General features: G+C 37.0%; 18 protein-coding genes. 1 reads left to right on the top strand and 17 read right to left on the bottom strand.

Annotated elements, in window-relative coordinates; all coding sequences use genetic code 11:
* Positions 1-3: 3 nt before the first annotated feature.
* The 9 genes from dxs to accB all read right to left on the bottom strand — a co-directional run bounded on the left by dxs (position 4) and on the right by accB (position 8,591).
* Positions 4-1,896, bottom strand: a complete 1,893-nt coding sequence (gene dxs, locus LMD38_RS06100) for a 1-deoxy-D-xylulose-5-phosphate synthase (RefSeq protein WP_062821986.1) — start codon at positions 1,894-1,896, stop codon at positions 4-6.
* Positions 1,897-2,199: 303 nt separating this feature from the next.
* A complete protein-coding gene (ispA, locus tag LMD38_RS06095; RefSeq protein ID WP_000150362.1) occupies positions 2,200-3,090 on the bottom strand; it encodes a (2E,6E)-farnesyl diphosphate synthase in 891 nt (296 codons plus the stop codon).
* Positions 3,090-3,320, bottom strand: a complete 231-nt coding sequence (gene xseB, locus LMD38_RS06090; protein ID WP_000428423.1) for an exodeoxyribonuclease VII small subunit — start codon at positions 3,318-3,320, stop codon at positions 3,090-3,092. Before xseB ends, ispA begins: the two co-directional genes overlap by 1 nt.
* Complete coding sequence (gene xseA / locus LMD38_RS06085; protein WP_000415266.1) at positions 3,310-4,668, bottom strand: exodeoxyribonuclease VII large subunit; 1,359 nt, start codon at positions 4,666-4,668, stop codon at positions 3,310-3,312. The genes xseB and xseA overlap by 11 nt, the downstream gene beginning before the upstream one ends.
* A 26-nt stretch (positions 4,669-4,694) precedes the next feature.
* Complete coding sequence (folD, locus tag LMD38_RS06080) at positions 4,695-5,555, bottom strand: bifunctional methylenetetrahydrofolate dehydrogenase/methenyltetrahydrofolate cyclohydrolase FolD (protein ID WP_000226727.1); 861 nt, start codon at positions 5,553-5,555, stop codon at positions 4,695-4,697.
* A gap of 23 nt (positions 5,556-5,578) precedes the next feature.
* Entirely contained in the window at positions 5,579-5,971 is a 393-nt protein-coding gene (gene nusB, locus LMD38_RS06075; RefSeq protein ID WP_000830249.1) for a N utilization substance protein NusB, read from the bottom strand.
* Between the two features lie 347 nt (positions 5,972-6,318).
* Positions 6,319-6,711 (bottom strand): Asp23/Gls24 family envelope stress response protein, encoded by a 393-nt coding sequence (locus LMD38_RS06070; protein WP_000807630.1) that lies wholly within the window; start codon positions 6,709-6,711, stop codon positions 6,319-6,321.
* Between the two features lie 22 nt (positions 6,712-6,733).
* On the bottom strand, positions 6,734-8,086 hold the full coding sequence (gene accC, locus LMD38_RS06065; protein ID WP_000592876.1) for an acetyl-CoA carboxylase biotin carboxylase subunit: 1,353 nt from the start codon (positions 8,084-8,086) through the stop codon (positions 6,734-6,736).
* Positions 8,087-8,102: 16 nt separating this feature from the next.
* Positions 8,103-8,591, bottom strand: a complete 489-nt coding sequence (gene accB, locus LMD38_RS06060) for an acetyl-CoA carboxylase biotin carboxyl carrier protein (RefSeq protein ID WP_000472870.1) — start codon at positions 8,589-8,591, stop codon at positions 8,103-8,105.
* A gap of 470 nt (positions 8,592-9,061) precedes the next feature.
* On the opposite strand from accB, the gene LMD38_RS06055 reads away from it, so the two are divergent.
* Positions 9,062-9,256, top strand: a complete 195-nt coding sequence (locus LMD38_RS06055) for a hypothetical protein (RefSeq protein WP_033678013.1) — start codon at positions 9,062-9,064, stop codon at positions 9,254-9,256.
* Positions 9,257-9,379: 123 nt separating this feature from the next.
* Here the strand turns inward: LMD38_RS06055 and LMD38_RS06050 are convergent, their stop codons facing one another.
* From LMD38_RS06050 to spoIIIAA, 8 genes are read right to left on the bottom strand one after another with little or no spacing between them, the layout of a single operon-like run.
* Positions 9,380-10,036, bottom strand: coding sequence for a SpoIIIAH-like family protein (locus LMD38_RS06050; RefSeq protein ID WP_000914730.1), 657 nt, complete (start codon positions 10,034-10,036; stop codon positions 9,380-9,382).
* A gap of 15 nt (positions 10,037-10,051) precedes the next feature.
* On the bottom strand, positions 10,052-10,714 hold the full coding sequence (gene spoIIIAG / locus LMD38_RS06045) for a stage III sporulation protein AG (RefSeq protein WP_000368876.1): 663 nt from the start codon (positions 10,712-10,714) through the stop codon (positions 10,052-10,054).
* Positions 10,704-11,336 carry a stage III sporulation protein AF gene (spoIIIAF, locus tag LMD38_RS06040; protein ID WP_001161050.1) on the bottom strand — a complete coding sequence of 211 codons (633 nt, stop codon included), beginning with the start codon at positions 11,334-11,336 and terminating at the stop codon, positions 10,704-10,706. Before spoIIIAF ends, spoIIIAG begins: the two co-directional genes overlap by 11 nt.
* 12 nt (positions 11,337-11,348) lie before the next feature.
* Complete coding sequence (spoIIIAE, locus tag LMD38_RS06035) at positions 11,349-12,521, bottom strand: stage III sporulation protein AE (protein ID WP_000943695.1); 1,173 nt, start codon at positions 12,519-12,521, stop codon at positions 11,349-11,351.
* A gap of 10 nt (positions 12,522-12,531) precedes the next feature.
* Positions 12,532-12,915, bottom strand: a complete 384-nt coding sequence (spoIIIAD, locus tag LMD38_RS06030; protein ID WP_077317075.1) for a stage III sporulation protein AD — start codon at positions 12,913-12,915, stop codon at positions 12,532-12,534.
* 23 nt (positions 12,916-12,938) lie between these two features.
* A complete protein-coding gene (spoIIIAC, locus tag LMD38_RS06025) occupies positions 12,939-13,142 on the bottom strand; it encodes a stage III sporulation protein AC (RefSeq protein WP_000020914.1) in 204 nt (67 codons plus the stop codon).
* Positions 13,143-13,156: 14 nt separating this feature from the next.
* Positions 13,157-13,672: a stage III sporulation protein SpoIIIAB gene (gene spoIIIAB, locus LMD38_RS06020; RefSeq protein WP_062821987.1), complete on the bottom strand. Its 516-nt coding sequence runs from the start codon at positions 13,670-13,672 to the stop codon at positions 13,157-13,159.
* Positions 13,666-14,592: a stage III sporulation protein AA gene (gene spoIIIAA / locus LMD38_RS06015; RefSeq protein WP_016718462.1), complete on the bottom strand. Its 927-nt coding sequence runs from the start codon at positions 14,590-14,592 to the stop codon at positions 13,666-13,668. The genes spoIIIAB and spoIIIAA overlap by 7 nt, the downstream gene beginning before the upstream one ends.
* Between the last annotated feature and the right edge of the window lie 4 nt (positions 14,593-14,596).

Below are 14,596 nucleotides of genomic sequence, written 5' to 3'. Positions count from 1 at the left end.
TTGTTACGCCCTTTTTTGTTTTGATGGAATCATTGTATGAATACGGTCTACAACAGCATCTGTCGTTAAACCGATTTCTTCTAATAATTTTGTTACACTACCGTGCTCTATGAAACGATCTGGAATACCCATTCGTTCAACTAACGCACTATGGTACCCGTTCTCAGACGCAAATTCAACTACTCCTGTTCCAAAACCACCAATTAAGCAAGCTTCTTCAATCGTTAAAATTGGTATATTTTTTCCTAAGAGATCATGTAAATGTGCTTCATCCATTGGTTTAATGAAGCGAGCGTTCACTACTTTCACTGAAACTCCAGCCTTTTCAAGACGCTCAGCCGCTTCCATTGCCATTGGTATTGTCGTACCAAATGTTAAAATAGCTGCTTGTGTACCTTCTTTTAACGTTTCCCATGAACCGATTGGAATCGCCTTTAATTCTTCATCCATATGAACGCCAAGTCCATTCCCTCGCGCATAACGTAATGCGATTGGTCCATCTTCATATTGCATTGCCGTGTATACTAAATGTTGCCCTTCATTTTCATCTTTTGGCATCATAAGTACCATATTCGGCAAGTGGCGTAAGAATGAAATATCAAATACACCTTGATGCGTTTCACCATCTGCTCCTACTAAACCAGAGCGATCGATTCCGATGAAAACATTTAAATTTTGGCGGCATATATCATGAACAACTTGGTCATATGCTCTTTGTAAAAATGTTGAATAAATCGCTAAGAATGGTTTCATACCTTGCGTTGCCATACCCGCTGCCATTGTTGTAGCATGCTGTTCTGCAATACCTACATCAATCATACGATCTGGGAATTCTTTTTGGAATTTCTCAAGTTTCGATCCAACAGGCATTGCAGGTGTAATTGCAACGATACGCTCATCCGTTCTCGCTAACTTAAGTACTGTTTCACTAACAACAGCACTCCATGCTGGTGCAACTTCTTTCGGTTTAACGAAGTCACCTGATTCAATTTTATAAGGTCCTGTTCCATGCCAAGTGCCAATAACATCACTCTCTGCTGGTTTGTAACCTTTTCCTTTTTTCGTAATAACATGAACAAGCACTGGGCCTTTTGTTTTCTTTGCATATTGCAACGTTTCGAATAACTTTTCATAATCATGTCCATCGACTGGACCTAAATATGTAAAGCCTAACTCTTCGAAAAAGACACCGGATACTAGTAAATATTTAAGACTATCTTTTATTTTCTCTGCTGTCGCAGCAACTTTCCCACCGACAGCTGGGATTTTCTTCAAAATATACTCTAGCTCGTCTTTTACCCAATGGTATTTTCCTGCGGTACGTAGACGTCCAAGCACATTATGAAGCGCACCAACGTTTGGCGCAATTGACATTTCATTATCATTCAAAATAACAATCATGTCTGTTTTTTCATGTCCAATATGGTTCAATGCCTCTAAAGCCATTCCGCCCGTTAAAGCACCATCACCAATGATTGGTATAACATATTCTTTCGTTTTCTTTAAATCACGTGCTAGAGCCATTCCCATTGCAGCAGATAATGATGTCGAGCTATGGCCAGTTTCCCATACATCGTGCTCACTCTCACAACGTTTTGGGAAACCACATAGACCTTGATATTGCCTTAATGTGCCGAATTCTTTTGCACGTCCAGTTAAAATTTTATGTACATAGGATTGATGTCCTACATCCCATAAAAATTTATCTTTCGGACTATCAAATAATTTATGCAGAGCAATTGTGAGTTCTACTACACCTAAATTAGGCGCAATATGTCCACCTGTTTGAGAGAGCTCTTCAATTAAAAACTTACGAATATCCTCACTCAATCCCTCTAGTTCACTGATAGACATATCTTTCAAAAAACTAGGGTTTTGAATTTGCGTTAGATCCACATGGATCACTCACTTTCATTTCATAATCTGTCAACATGTCAAATATTATAAAAAAACATTTACACAAAACAAGAAATTCTCTTTTTTTATTTTTCACCTTGTCCTGCTATTAACCAGTCTATTGCGCCCTAATCTTATTATAAACCATATTTCTTTAGGCGATGAAAAAAATAGCCGCTAACACGAAGTGATAACGGCAATGTAATCTACATATATTTTTGCCAATAACAAGAAAAGAAAAACCTTTTCCTACATTTATATCATAAAATGATGAATGACTCAACAAATGAAAACGCTGTTATATTAGTTATTACGTTTTGCAATCAAATCGCAAATAGATAGTAAATATTCATCTTGTAATTGCAAGGAACTAATAGCATCTTTTGCTTTTGCAATCGTTTCTTCTAAAATATCCTTTGCTCTATCTACAGTAAATAACGTCGTATATGTGCTCTTTTCGTTGGAAACATCACTACCAATCGGTTTTCCAATCTCTTCTTCGGTTCCTTCCACATCTAAAATATCATCTCGAATTTGGAAAGCTAGGCCGATATATTTTGCAAATTCAAGTAATTTTTCTTCCTGTTCTTCTGTAGCATTAGAAAGTATCGACCCTGCAAGTACAGCGAATTCAAGTAGTTTCCCAGTCTTATGCTTATGAATATACTCTAGCTCATCGATCGTAAGCTGTTTCCCTTCCGCTTCCATATCTGCTACTTGTCCGCCAACCATTCCCTCTGGCCCTGCCGCCTTTGCAAGCTCAAGAACAAGTCTTACTTTTTTCTCAGCAGAGATTTCCTTTTGTTCATATGCCATAATAACTTGAAAAGCATATGTCAACAAACCATCTCCTGCTAAAACTGCCATCGCTTCACCAAATACTTTATGATTTGTGGGCTTCCCTCTTCTTAAATCATCATCATCCATACAAGGTAAATCATCATGAACTAACGAGTATGTATGTATCATTTCAAGAGCACAAGCTGCACCTACACCAAGATTTTTTTCTTTACCAAACGCTTGTAATGTTGCAAATAAAAGTAACGGGCGGAGACGCTTTCCACCCGCTTCCAAAGAATATGCCATCGCTTCACGAAGTACATTTGGACATTGTAATTCATTTGCATAGCTTACAAGCTTCTCTTCTACGAAAGTTTTACTTTCTTTCAAAAAAGTATCAAAAGCAATTGTCACTATGCTTCATCTCCTAAAGCAGTAAACGGTTCAAGCTCTCCATCTTCCCCAAGAATAACTGCCATTTGTTCTTGTACGTTCTTCAACTTCTCATCACAAAGCTTAGATAATTCCATACCCTCTTTAAAATAAGAAATTGCTTCTTCTAAAGGTACGTCACCTTGCTCTAACTTAGAAACGAGGTGCTCAAGTTGCGAAATTGCCTCTTCAAAGCTTAATTTATTTTCCATTATTCAATTCACGCTCCTCTATTCCTGATACGCTACAATCTAGTATTCCATCTTGTAATTGAACTGAAACAGCATCTCCAAGGCTAACATCTTTCACACTTTTTAACACTTGCTTCTCTTCATCATATACAAGCCCGTACCCTCTCATCATTACTTTAAGCGGACTTAGCGCTTCAAGCTTTTGAGCAGCTCTTACAAAGGCAAATTCTTTCGTTTGGAGTAACGTTTGCATTTCACGTTGCAATTGCTTTTGCAATGTTTCAACTGCTACCTTCGTTTGCATAATTTTTTGAGATGGGTGGTGCTTCTCTAAATAAAATGAAAGCTGTTTTAACTGATTTACCTTTTTATCAATATAGCGCTCTTTCGCTAACACAAGCTGTTCTAACGCTCTATCCAATTGCTCTTCTTTTTGCTCATATACTTGTCTTGGATAACGGAACGCATAAGATTTTTGCAATACTTGTAGTTTTTCTTCTTTTTTATGTACTAACTCTCTCATTGCTCTTTGCAACCTTAGAGTTCTTTGTAATACCTTTTCTTGTAACTCGATAATATTAGGCGCTGCCAGCTCAGCCGCTGCAGTTGGTGTTGGTGCTCTTAAATCGGCAACAAAATCCGCAATTGTAAAGTCTGTTTCATGGCCTACTGCTGAAATAATAGGGATCTCACTCTTGAAAATAGCTCTTGCAACCATTTCTTCGTTAAACGCCCACAATTCCTCAATAGAACCTCCACCGCGCCCAACGATTAGGACATCTATCCCTTCCATTTCATTCGCTGTACGGATCGCTTGTACAATTGAGGGAGCTGCTGACTCCCCCTGTACAAGTACTGGAAACACAATAACATTTCCAATTGGATAACGACGTTTAATCGTTGTTATAATATCACGAATCGCTGCTCCTGTTGGTGACGTAATCACACCTATTGTTTTCGCATAAGGAGGGATTGTTTTTTTATAAACTTGAGAAAACAATCCTTCTTCCTCTAAACGAACCTTTAATTGTTCGTAAGCTAAATGCAGGTTTCCGACTCCGTCAGGCTGCATGTCTTGAATATAAATTTGATAAGAACCACTCGCCTCGTAAACAGAAATTTTCCCTTTCACGAGTACCTTCATCCCATTTTCAGGTCTGAATTTAATATTACGATTATGACCCGCAAACATAACCGCTGCGATTCTTGCATTTTCATCTTTCAATGTAAAATACATGTGGCCACGGCTATGATTTTTAAAGTTGGAAATTTCACCTTTTAACCAAACAGACTGTAAATGCGGATCATATTCTATTTTTGTTTTTATATAGCGTGTTAACGCTGTAACGGTTAAATATTGTTTCTCCATTTCTCTCTCCTCATAGCCGACTCAAATTATTTACAAACGACACCTGCACGCTTAGCCGATTCAACAGTATTATGAAGAAGCATTGTGATTGTCATTGGACCAACACCCTTTGGCACAGGTGTAATGTAACCTGCAACATCTAACACGTTGTCAAAGTCAACATCACCACAAAGTTTTCCTGTTTCTAAACGGTTTACACCAACGTCAATTACAACCGCTCCTTCTTTCAGATAATCAGCTGTTACCATTTTAGGTCGTCCTACTGCTACGATTAAAATATCAGCTAGCTTCGTTAACTCTTTCATATTTTGCGTCTTTGAATGACAGTATGTGACAGTTGCATTTTCATTTAAGAACAATTGTCCCACTGGCTTGCCGACAATATTACTTCTTCCAATTACTACAACATGTTTTCCCGAGATATCAAGATTTGTTTCTTTTACTAACTCTACAATACCATGCGGTGTACATGGAAGGAATGTATCTTGTCCCGTCATCATACGTCCCACGCTGATTGGGTGAAATCCATCTACATCTTTTTCTGGTGAAATTCTTTCAATGATAGCTTTTTCTTCAATATGTTTTGGTAAAGGTAATTGCACTAATATGCCATTAATGCGGTCATCTCCATTTAAGCGATCGATTTCAGCAAGCAAACGCTCCTCCGTAATTGTTTCAGGAAATTCAATTAGCTCTGAATAGATTCCTACTTGTTCACAGCCCTTTTCTTTTCCTTTTACATAAGAACGAGATGCTGGATCTTCTCCAACTAAAATAACTGCTAATCCTGGTACAATCCCTTGCTCTTTCAACTTCACAACTTCTTCTGTTAATTGTGCTCGTTTTTTCTCCGCAACTTCATTTCCTTTGATGATTACTGCTACCATTTTAAGATTCCCCCTTAAAGAAATTACAGTGTATCTTTTATATTAGATAAAACGCCGTTAATAAAACGACGAGATTCCTCATCCCCAAATGTTTTAGCAATTTCAATTGCCTCGTTAATTGTTACGTTGTGCGGAATTTCTTCCATATATTTCATTTCATACACAGCTACACGTAAAATACTGCGATCAACAATACTAATACGCTCAAGCTTCCATTTTTTTAAGTTTTGACGAATCGCTTCATCAATTACTTCTTTATTTTCTACAAAACCTACTACAAGTGATTCTAGAAACTCATTTGTTTCTTCACCTTCATCTAGCGTGTTTTCCACCGCTACTTTCGGTTCTAATTCACCTGTAATATCCATTTGATATAATGCTTGCATAGCTCTTTCTCTAGCCGTCCTACGTTTCATTGTAACTCTCCTTTATGCTTCAAGTCTTTCCTTATGCTTTGTTATATTATTATAATTTATAAGCCGTCAATTCACTTACTCTTACAGTTTTCATTGATTTTCCAACCTTATAATACAATGATAATAACACAATTTATCGTTTCACACACGGGTTACAAGGCTGAAAAATAATAAAAAGATTAACTTCAAGTTCCATATCTTATCACAATGTACGTTTTTTGGTAAAACGAAACATTTTCTTTTTTATTTCTCATTTTTTGAAATAGTATAATAATTAGAGGGTTGTAATTTGTGAAGAAACGAAACGATAAAAAAGATGCCTATGTTACTAGGCACCTTTTTCATTCTTACACTGGTTCGATTTCTGTTTTTTGTGTTTCGAATGTTACGCCAACGATGTGAACATTCACTTCTTTTGGCTCAAGCCCTGTCATTGTAAAGAGTGCTTGGCGGATGTTGTCTTGAATCTTTTGTGCAACAACTGGAATTGCTACACCAAAATACATCACAACATAAAGGTCAACGATAATATCTTCGTTTGCTAATTCAACCTTTACACCTTTACCATGATTTTTCTTACCTAACTTCTCAACAACATCTGTAGCAAAATTACCACGCATTGCCGCTACGCCTTCTACCTCAGCAGCTGCAATACCTGCGATTACTTCAATTACTTCTGGTGCAATTTCTACTTTACCAAGAGTTGTATCTTGACCCATATCTAACATATGTTCAGCCATGAAAAAAACCTCCTTTAATGTATCACTGCGTCACAAGTTCATGCTCTTCCAAAAATTTCGTATTAAACTCACCTTTTACAAAATCAGGATGATCTAACAATTGCAAATGGAACGGGATTGTTGTATGTACGCCTTCAACGACAAACTCACTGAGTGCACGCTTCATTTTTGCAATTGCCTCTTCACGTGTTTTTCCGTGAACAATTAATTTAGCAACCATCGAATCATAGAAAGGTGGGATTGAATATCCCGGATATACAGCTGAATCGACGCGAATACCAAATCCGCCTGGTGGTAAGTACATTTCTACTTTACCTGGAGATGGCATAAATTTTTTGGCAGGGTTTTCCGCATTAATTCGGCATTCAATTGCCCAACCATTAAATTGTACTTCTTCTTGCTGTAACGATAACTTTTCTCCAGAAGCAACAAGAATTTGTTCTTTAATTAAGTCTACCCCTGTTACCATTTCAGTAACTGGATGCTCAACTTGGATTCTCGTATTCATCTCCATGAAATAAAAGCTTTTCGTTTTATATTCATAAATAAACTCAACCGTACCAGCACCTGTATAATCAACCGCTACCGCCGCTTTAACTGCCGCCTCACCCATCTGCTTACGCACATTTTCATCAAGTGCTGGTGATGGACTTTCTTCTAGTAGTTTTTGCAAGCGGCGCTGAATTGTACAATCACGCTCTCCTAAATGAATGGCATTTCCGTGTGTATCTGCCATTATTTGAATCTCAACATGGCGGAAATCTTCAACGTACTTTTCTAAGTATACACCAGGGTTCCCAAAAGCGGTACTAGCTTCTTGCTGTGTAATTTGAATTCCTTTTACAAGCTCTTCTTCATGGCGCGCAACACGAATACCTTTTCCGCCGCCACCTGCAGTCGCTTTAATAATAACAGGATATCCAATTTGATTCGCAAGTTCGATCGCTTCTTCGGTATTTTTAATAATTCCTTGTGAACCTGGTACAATCGGAACCCCTGCTTCTTTCATTGTATCACGAGCAACGTCTTTTGTGCCCATCTTTGAAATAGCTTCTGGACTTGGACCGATAAAAATTAAGTTACACTCACGGCATAATTCTGCAAAATCTGCATTCTCTGCTAAAAATCCGTATCCCGGATGAATTGCATCGCAGCCTGTTAACTTCGCAACACTAATAATGTTCGTCAAATTTAAATAGCTTTCTTTCGAAATCGTTGGTCCTACACAATACGCCTCATCAGCAATTTGTACGTGAAGTGACTCTTTATCTGCTTCTGAATAAATTGCGACTGTTTCAATATCCATTTCTTTACAAGCACGAATAATTCGTACAGCAATTTCCCCACGATTGGCTATTAATACTTTTTTTATCATCACAAAGACTCCCTTATTACGCTTTTACAAGAAATAGCGGTTGTCCATACTCAACAAGCTGTCCGTTATTAACAAGAATCTCAACAATTTCTCCATCTACATCTGCATCGATTTCGTTAAATAACTTCATAGCCTCGACAATACATACGATAGAATCTTTCGATACTCTATCCCCTACACTTACATATGGAGGCGTATCAGGAGAAGAAGAAGAATAGAATGTACCTACCATTGGTGATGTAATTTTATGTAGGTTTTCATTCTGAACAGCTTTTTTCTCTTCTTGTTTTGGCACTTCCACTTGCGCTGCCGCTACTGTTGTTTCAACTTCAACAGGTGCTACTGGTTGCACGGCTTGTTTTGCTACAGGTGCTTGCACCGCAACAACTTCATTACCACGCTTTTTCATTTTGATTGTCGTACCATCTTTTTTGTATTCAAATTCATCAATATTAGAGCTATCAATTAATTTAATTAATTCACGAACTTCTTGAATTTTAAACATGTAAAATCCACTCCCATACTCTTGTTTGTCCCGTTTTTACAGATTTCTCGTCACTAAAAACTAGATTGACTGTAAAAATACGATGCACTCTATTAGATCCTGCATTTCATTTACTAATAGAAATAGTTACTATTTCCATCTTACGATAAATTTTTTAAACATTCCAATTTATATTTCTTTATAATAAATCGAAATTCCTGTAAAAATGTTATCCCAATAAAAATTTAATACCTAGTAATAATACCAAGTTTCACATGAAATTGGCAAGACCACTTCCTAAAAAACATCCACTACTTATTCAAAACTGTACACAGTAACCCCCTACTCCCTCTCTACTCTTCGCCACATCTATAGTCAATAACGTATTTTTACCAAATATTATTTTTTTGTTTACACGTCGTTCATCATTCCTTCATATAAGAATAGTATGTTCAAAGTGTAGAAAATATATTGTATCGAGGTGTGGACATATGATATGGCTCATTCTCTTCTTACCTGCCGTAATGGTCTGGGCATTCGTTCTCTTCATCCACGTCAAATCTGGAAAAAGTAATCACCGCTACCATGAACCACTAATCTTTTACTCACAGCGTATTTCTCCGTTCCGAGTTGAACATAGTAAAAACAATTACAAAGACGAAACAGAAAAAAGCTATCGAAAATGATAGTTTTTTTCTATTATTATTTTTACCCCAATGATTAAAGTTTCACTTTATCTAACTATTTTCAAACAATCCGAGTCTTAAAAACGAATAATCCGCGGAGGATTTCCCCGCGGATTATTCGTTTTATTTTGTTGGTGGATCAAATTTTACACCTACATCTTTTGATCCGCCTTCACTTCTTACAAGTTGTATAATTTTATTCGCTTCTTTTTGTGAATGTTTTGCTGCTTTTACAGTCACTTTAATGTCAGTTCCATCAGCTCTTACAAGGGCATCCTTATATCCACCTTGAGATTTAATTACTGTCTCAAGTAATTCTTGCTTCGTTTCCATTGTCGTAATGGCATCAAAATTTTCTTTCGCTTTATTTTTTTCTGTTGCTGAAGCTTTTGTTGAACTCATCACTTCTTGTAATTTTGCTTTTTGTTCACTTCGCTGATCTTCCATTTGCATACGTAACGCTGTAAAATTCTCATCACTTGATTGAACTGTTACGTTAGCTTCTTTTTTACTTGTTTCTTTTGTAGCACTCTCTTTTTTATCTGTTTCTTTGTTTGTTTCTTTATTTGATGTTTCCTTGCTTGTATTCTCTTTTTTTGGCGTTTCTTTAGGTGCTTCATTTGTTACTGCTTTATCAGTACCTTGTTTTTCTTGTCCAATCTTTTCACCTGTTGTCGGCGATGCTGTATTCATTTTTTCTGGAGTTGTTACGTAATACACAGATAGTACAACAACTAAACTCAACATCGTTAATAGCCAAACCGTTTGTTTTTTTAACACTTTATTTCCTCCCTATCAATTTTTCGGTGATACTGAAACGCGATGGGCTGGTACATCTAGCAGCCGTATGACAGCTTCTTTTACCATCGCTTTAACTTGTATATTATCCACTCCCTTTGCTACAACAAGAACACCTCGCACTTTCGGTTTCTCTGTTCGTAAAACAACGGGAGTTTCTTTATCCCCTTCACGTATAATGACTGTCTTTTCATCAAGAGACTCATCTTCTACTTCCCTCTTGCCACCTGTTTTATCTGTTTCACCTGTTGTTTGTGAACGTTTCACTGTATTTTTTTCTAATATTTTTTCCTCTGATGAGTCCAAATTCACATTAATCGTTACATCTTTTACTCCTGCTATTTCTTCTAAGGCTGCTTTTAATTCTTGCTCATACGCTTTTTCATATTTTTCTACATTTGACATATTATCATTATTTTTTTGTCCAAAAGTTGGTACGTCTTTTTCTTGGTTTTGAGTTTTTTGTTCTTTAAATACAGGTACTTCTTCTTTTTTACTTGAAAAAAAACTACTAGAAAACATAAGCAACATTCCAAGTATGAGTAGGACAAGTAAGAACTTAGGTGTTACCTTTTTTCCCTTCTCATTACTTTCTTTTTCATCTCCATTCAATAAGTTTCGAAAAAATGAGAACTTCGAATTTTTATCTTTATTGTCCATTTACTCTACCTGTCCTCCCTTCCATTTGAACTTGGATTTGTTTATTCTCTAGTTGCCACCTGCTTGAAAAGAAGTCTTTCATTTCTCCATTCGTTTCCTCTACTTTTTTCGGTGGTTCTTTCGTGTTAATTTCAACTGGTTTTACTGTTTCGATTGCATCATTTTTACTACGCTCTTTTTCTTTCAACGTCACAACAACAGATTGAATATCTTTCGCTGACTTTACTTCCGCTGTGCTTTCCGCTGCGACTATTTGTATTTCAGAGACTGACATACCATACTGTTTCTCAAACTCTTTTCCTACTTCTTTTTTCATTTTGGTAGCCATCTCTTCTAAACTATATGCACGTGTTAGAGCTTGTATTTCTTTTTTCTTCGAATCTATTGAATTTTTTACGGATCCTTCTGCTACGTACTTCTCTTCATTAAAATTTGCGATTACTTCATTTACATCTGTTTGCAATAGTTTAAATAGAGGCGTTAAAATTAAAACAACTAATAATAGACTTACAACGAATTTAACGTACTTTTGCAAATTAGAATTTGGAAGAATAAGATGAAGCATTGTCGCTAAGAGCAAAAAAACGATAATATTTCGAATCCACTCTGTAACAAATTGCATACTCTTCACCTCCTACCGCATCATAAGTGTAATATTCCCCGCAGCAATAATAATTGTGATACTTAAAAAGAACATAAACGATACGATAGCTAAGCAAGCAAATACATAAATAATGCTCCGTCCAATGATATCTAAACATTGAATAATTGCTCCGCCGCCAACTGGTTGCAATACTGCTGCTGCGAACTTATAAATAAATGCTATGCAAAAAATTTGAATCGCTGGAAAAGCGACAATTAAACATAGAATGACGAGTCCGATAATTCCGACTGTGTTTTTTAATAATCCCGACGCACTAATAACTGTATCCGCCGCCTCTGTAAACATTCTTCCTACTACGGGAATAAAGTTTCCTGTTACAAATTTAGCTGTTTTCACAGCAATTCCATCAGCAACAGCTGTCGCTGTTCCTTGTACAGATAATACGCCTAAAAAAATCGTTAAAAAGATACCGATAATCCCGACGCTAACGTTTTGCAGAAGCTTGGACAATTTCGTAACTTTATATTGATCACTCATCGTACTTACAATACTTAATATCGTTGCAAGTAATAAAAGTGGTAGAACGATATAATTCATCAAAAGTCCACTCGTATTCATTAAGAAGATGATAATCGGATGAAAAAACGATACGGATACAACACCACCGCCTGTCGCTATGAGTGCAAGCAAGATAGGCAATAACGCTAATATGAAATCTACCATTGTTTGTATCGTTTCTCTTGCATATGTCATAACGACATAAAAGCTATTTAAAGCGAAAATAATCAGTACCATATATACAACCGCATCGGCAATTTTACTTACGCTACTCTTTGAAAATGCCGATTGCAGTGATTGCAATAATGCACTAAAAATTGTGAGCATAATGAGCGTTCCAAGTAGTTTCCCATTTGCAACAAGCTCGTGAAATAAGTACTTTAATAAACCTAGCATCCACTCTTTTATAGAAATTTCTTTTTCTCCCTTTACAAACTCCATAAAGCTACCTTTTTGACTCTCTGGTAAGTAACCTCCATATTTTGTAACAAGCCCGTCCCAAAATTGCTTCACATCTTCAATTCCGAGCTTATCCAATTGTTGATCAACGACGTTTGTCTCTACAGGAGAAGCTTGTACAACAACCGGTAAAGAAAAGAAAAGGAAGCAAGCAAATAGCAGCTTAGCTCCAAACCCCCTCAACATTCACTCCCCCTTATCCCGTCGGTAAAAATCCGAGAATAGTTTCAATTACAACCGTCAAAATAGGGATCGCCATAACGAGAATTAAAATCTTTCCAGCTAATTCAATTTTCGAAGCGATTGCCCCCTGCCCTGCATCCTTTGTAATTTGCGCTCCAAACTCAGCGATATAAGCAATCCCAATAATTTTTAGCAACGTTTCTACATATACGTTGCTAACTTTCGCTTCACTCGCTACTCTCTCAATCATTTGTAAAATAGCGTGAATTTGATCAATTAAAAGAAGGAACATTACGCTACCTACGAACACAATAAATAATGACGTAATGCTAGATTTATGCTGATTCAATACAGCTGCTAAAAACGTAGCAACGAGGCCTAATCCGACAATTTGTATAATTTCGATTCGAACCGCCCCCTTTACTGGAAGAGAAAGACACTTTTAATCTTGTCGAATAGTGTATTAATTAAAAATGCGACATGAAATAAAATAACGACAAAACCGACGAGGATAACCCAATTTGCAATATCCTCACGCTTTAATTCTTTTAGTACAGTATGAATGAAAGCTAAAACAATGCCGATTCCGGCGATTTGAAATATTAATCCAACATCAATGGACATCGCCTTTCTCCCCCCTATAGCAGTAAAATTACGATAAGTAGCCCCGCTAGTACTCCTAAGCTCTTAATCATCTTTTCATATTGCAGTTGTAATGCTTTCGCTTCTTCTTCTTCTCTCTCTAAATGTGTAATACATAAGCGAATATGTTTTTGTTGTGATTCACAATCATGTTGTCCGAGCGTTTCACCAAATTGCCGCAAAATCTCATACTCCGTTTGTTGAAATGCTGTTAGCTTCCAATTTTCTTTCAAACTATCTATCCAAGCTTCTCTAACTGTTTGTTCTCCACTTTCTAGCCTGCTAGCGAAACTTTGAAATATCCAATTTAACGGCTTCGGCATTTGTTTCACTAATCGCTCAGCGGCTTCAGACAACGGTGTATGCCCATACATAATTTCTGCCTCTAATGATTGCAGTGCCGCTTTTAATAATCTAAGTTGCCTCGGTCTCTCACTGTATCTTTTGGCGTATGAAAACCCGAAAAAGGTGCTGACCGCAACGATTAACACTGCACCAAATATTTTCACCATACGCCCTCAGCCTTTCTATGAGGTAATACCGGTTTTCCATATTTATCTTTCACTTGCATAACTGTTCCTGGCCCTCTTGCTTTTGACAATTCCACAAACCTATCAAAAATGCCGAGCTCTAGCACTGCCTTTAATGATGGGCGTTTCACAACATCATCATAGGAAAATCCATGTGCACTTATAAAAAGCTGAACCCCTGCATGTACAGCCTCCATAATTGCTTCACTATCTTCTTTACGGCCAATTTCATCCACAATTAATATATCTGGGCTCATAGAACGGATCATCATCATCATTCCTTCAGCTTTTGGACATGCATCTAACACATCTACTCGTGTGCCAAAGTCATATTGCGGGATGCCTTTCACACAGCCAGCAATTTCTGACCGTTCATCAACAATCCCGACTTTACAAGAAGGAATTTCCGAAGTACTTACACCTTGACTCATGCAACGCGCTACATCTCTTAAAAGTGTTGTTTTTCCCGTTTGTGGCGGGCCAATTACCATCGTGTTTAACCATCGTGATTCATACAAATACGGTAAAAGTGGTTCAGCAATGCCTATTTTTTGACGAGCAATACGAATATTAAAAGAAGAGACATCTCGAATCATTTTCACTGTGCTTTTTTCTGTAATGACTTTTCCTGCTAGGCCTATTCTATGCCCACCTCGAAGTGTCACATACCCACGCTTTAATTCTTCTTCCATCGTATAAATTGAGAAGTGACTTAACTTATTCAATAAGTAAATAGCATCATCTGCTGTAACGACATAGTCATAAAAAAACACTTCACCATGAGCAATACACTCTAGCGGTCTTCCAATTCGAACACGGATTTCCTCTAGAGCATCGTACTGCTTACAACTTTCCACTAACTGCTTCATCGTTTTCGGTAAAACTTCTAATACTTCTTTCATCAGC

The organism is Bacillus pacificus, from assembly GCF_020861345.1.
In the GTDB taxonomy this organism is placed as follows: domain Bacteria; phylum Bacillota; class Bacilli; order Bacillales; family Bacillaceae_G; genus Bacillus_A; species Bacillus_A pacificus.
This window is presented reverse-complemented; position numbering and strand designations above follow the sequence as displayed.

Coding starts and splice junctions, on each gene's coding strand:
- spoIIIAB (WP_062821987.1), bottom strand. CDS start 13,672: ATGGTGAAAATATTTGGTGCAGTGTTAATCGTTGCGGTCAGCACCTTT.
- LMD38_RS06070 (WP_000807630.1), bottom strand. CDS start 6,711: ATGGCTGAACATATGTTAGATATGGGTCAAGATACAACTCTTGGTAAA.
- accC (WP_000592876.1), bottom strand. CDS start 8,086: ATGATAAAAAAAGTATTAATAGCCAATCGTGGGGAAATTGCTGTACGA.
- xseA (WP_000415266.1), bottom strand. CDS start 4,668: ATGGAGAAACAATATTTAACCGTTACAGCGTTAACACGCTATATAAAA.
- folD (WP_000226727.1), bottom strand. CDS start 5,555: ATGGTAGCAGTAATCATCAAAGGAAATGAAGTTGCGGAGAAAAAACGA.
- accB (WP_000472870.1), bottom strand. CDS start 8,591: ATGTTTAAAATTCAAGAAGTTCGTGAATTAATTAAATTAATTGATAGC.
- xseB (WP_000428423.1), bottom strand. CDS start 3,320: ATGGAAAATAAATTAAGCTTTGAAGAGGCAATTTCGCAACTTGAGCAC.
- spoIIIAC (WP_000020914.1), bottom strand. CDS start 13,142: ATGTCCATTGATGTTGGATTAATATTTCAAATCGCCGGAATCGGCATT.
- spoIIIAE (WP_000943695.1), bottom strand. CDS start 12,521: ATGTTGAGGGGGTTTGGAGCTAAGCTGCTATTTGCTTGCTTCCTTTTC.
- LMD38_RS06055 (WP_033678013.1), top strand. CDS start 9,062: ATGATATGGCTCATTCTCTTCTTACCTGCCGTAATGGTCTGGGCATTC.
- spoIIIAA (WP_016718462.1), bottom strand. CDS start 14,592: ATGAAAGAAGTATTAGAAGTTTTACCGAAAACGATGAAGCAGTTAGTG.
- nusB (WP_000830249.1), bottom strand. CDS start 5,971: ATGAAACGTAGGACGGCTAGAGAAAGAGCTATGCAAGCATTATATCAA.
- spoIIIAF (WP_001161050.1), bottom strand. CDS start 11,336: ATGCAATTTGTTACAGAGTGGATTCGAAATATTATCGTTTTTTTGCTC.
- spoIIIAG (WP_000368876.1), bottom strand. CDS start 10,714: ATGGACAATAAAGATAAAAATTCGAAGTTCTCATTTTTTCGAAACTTA.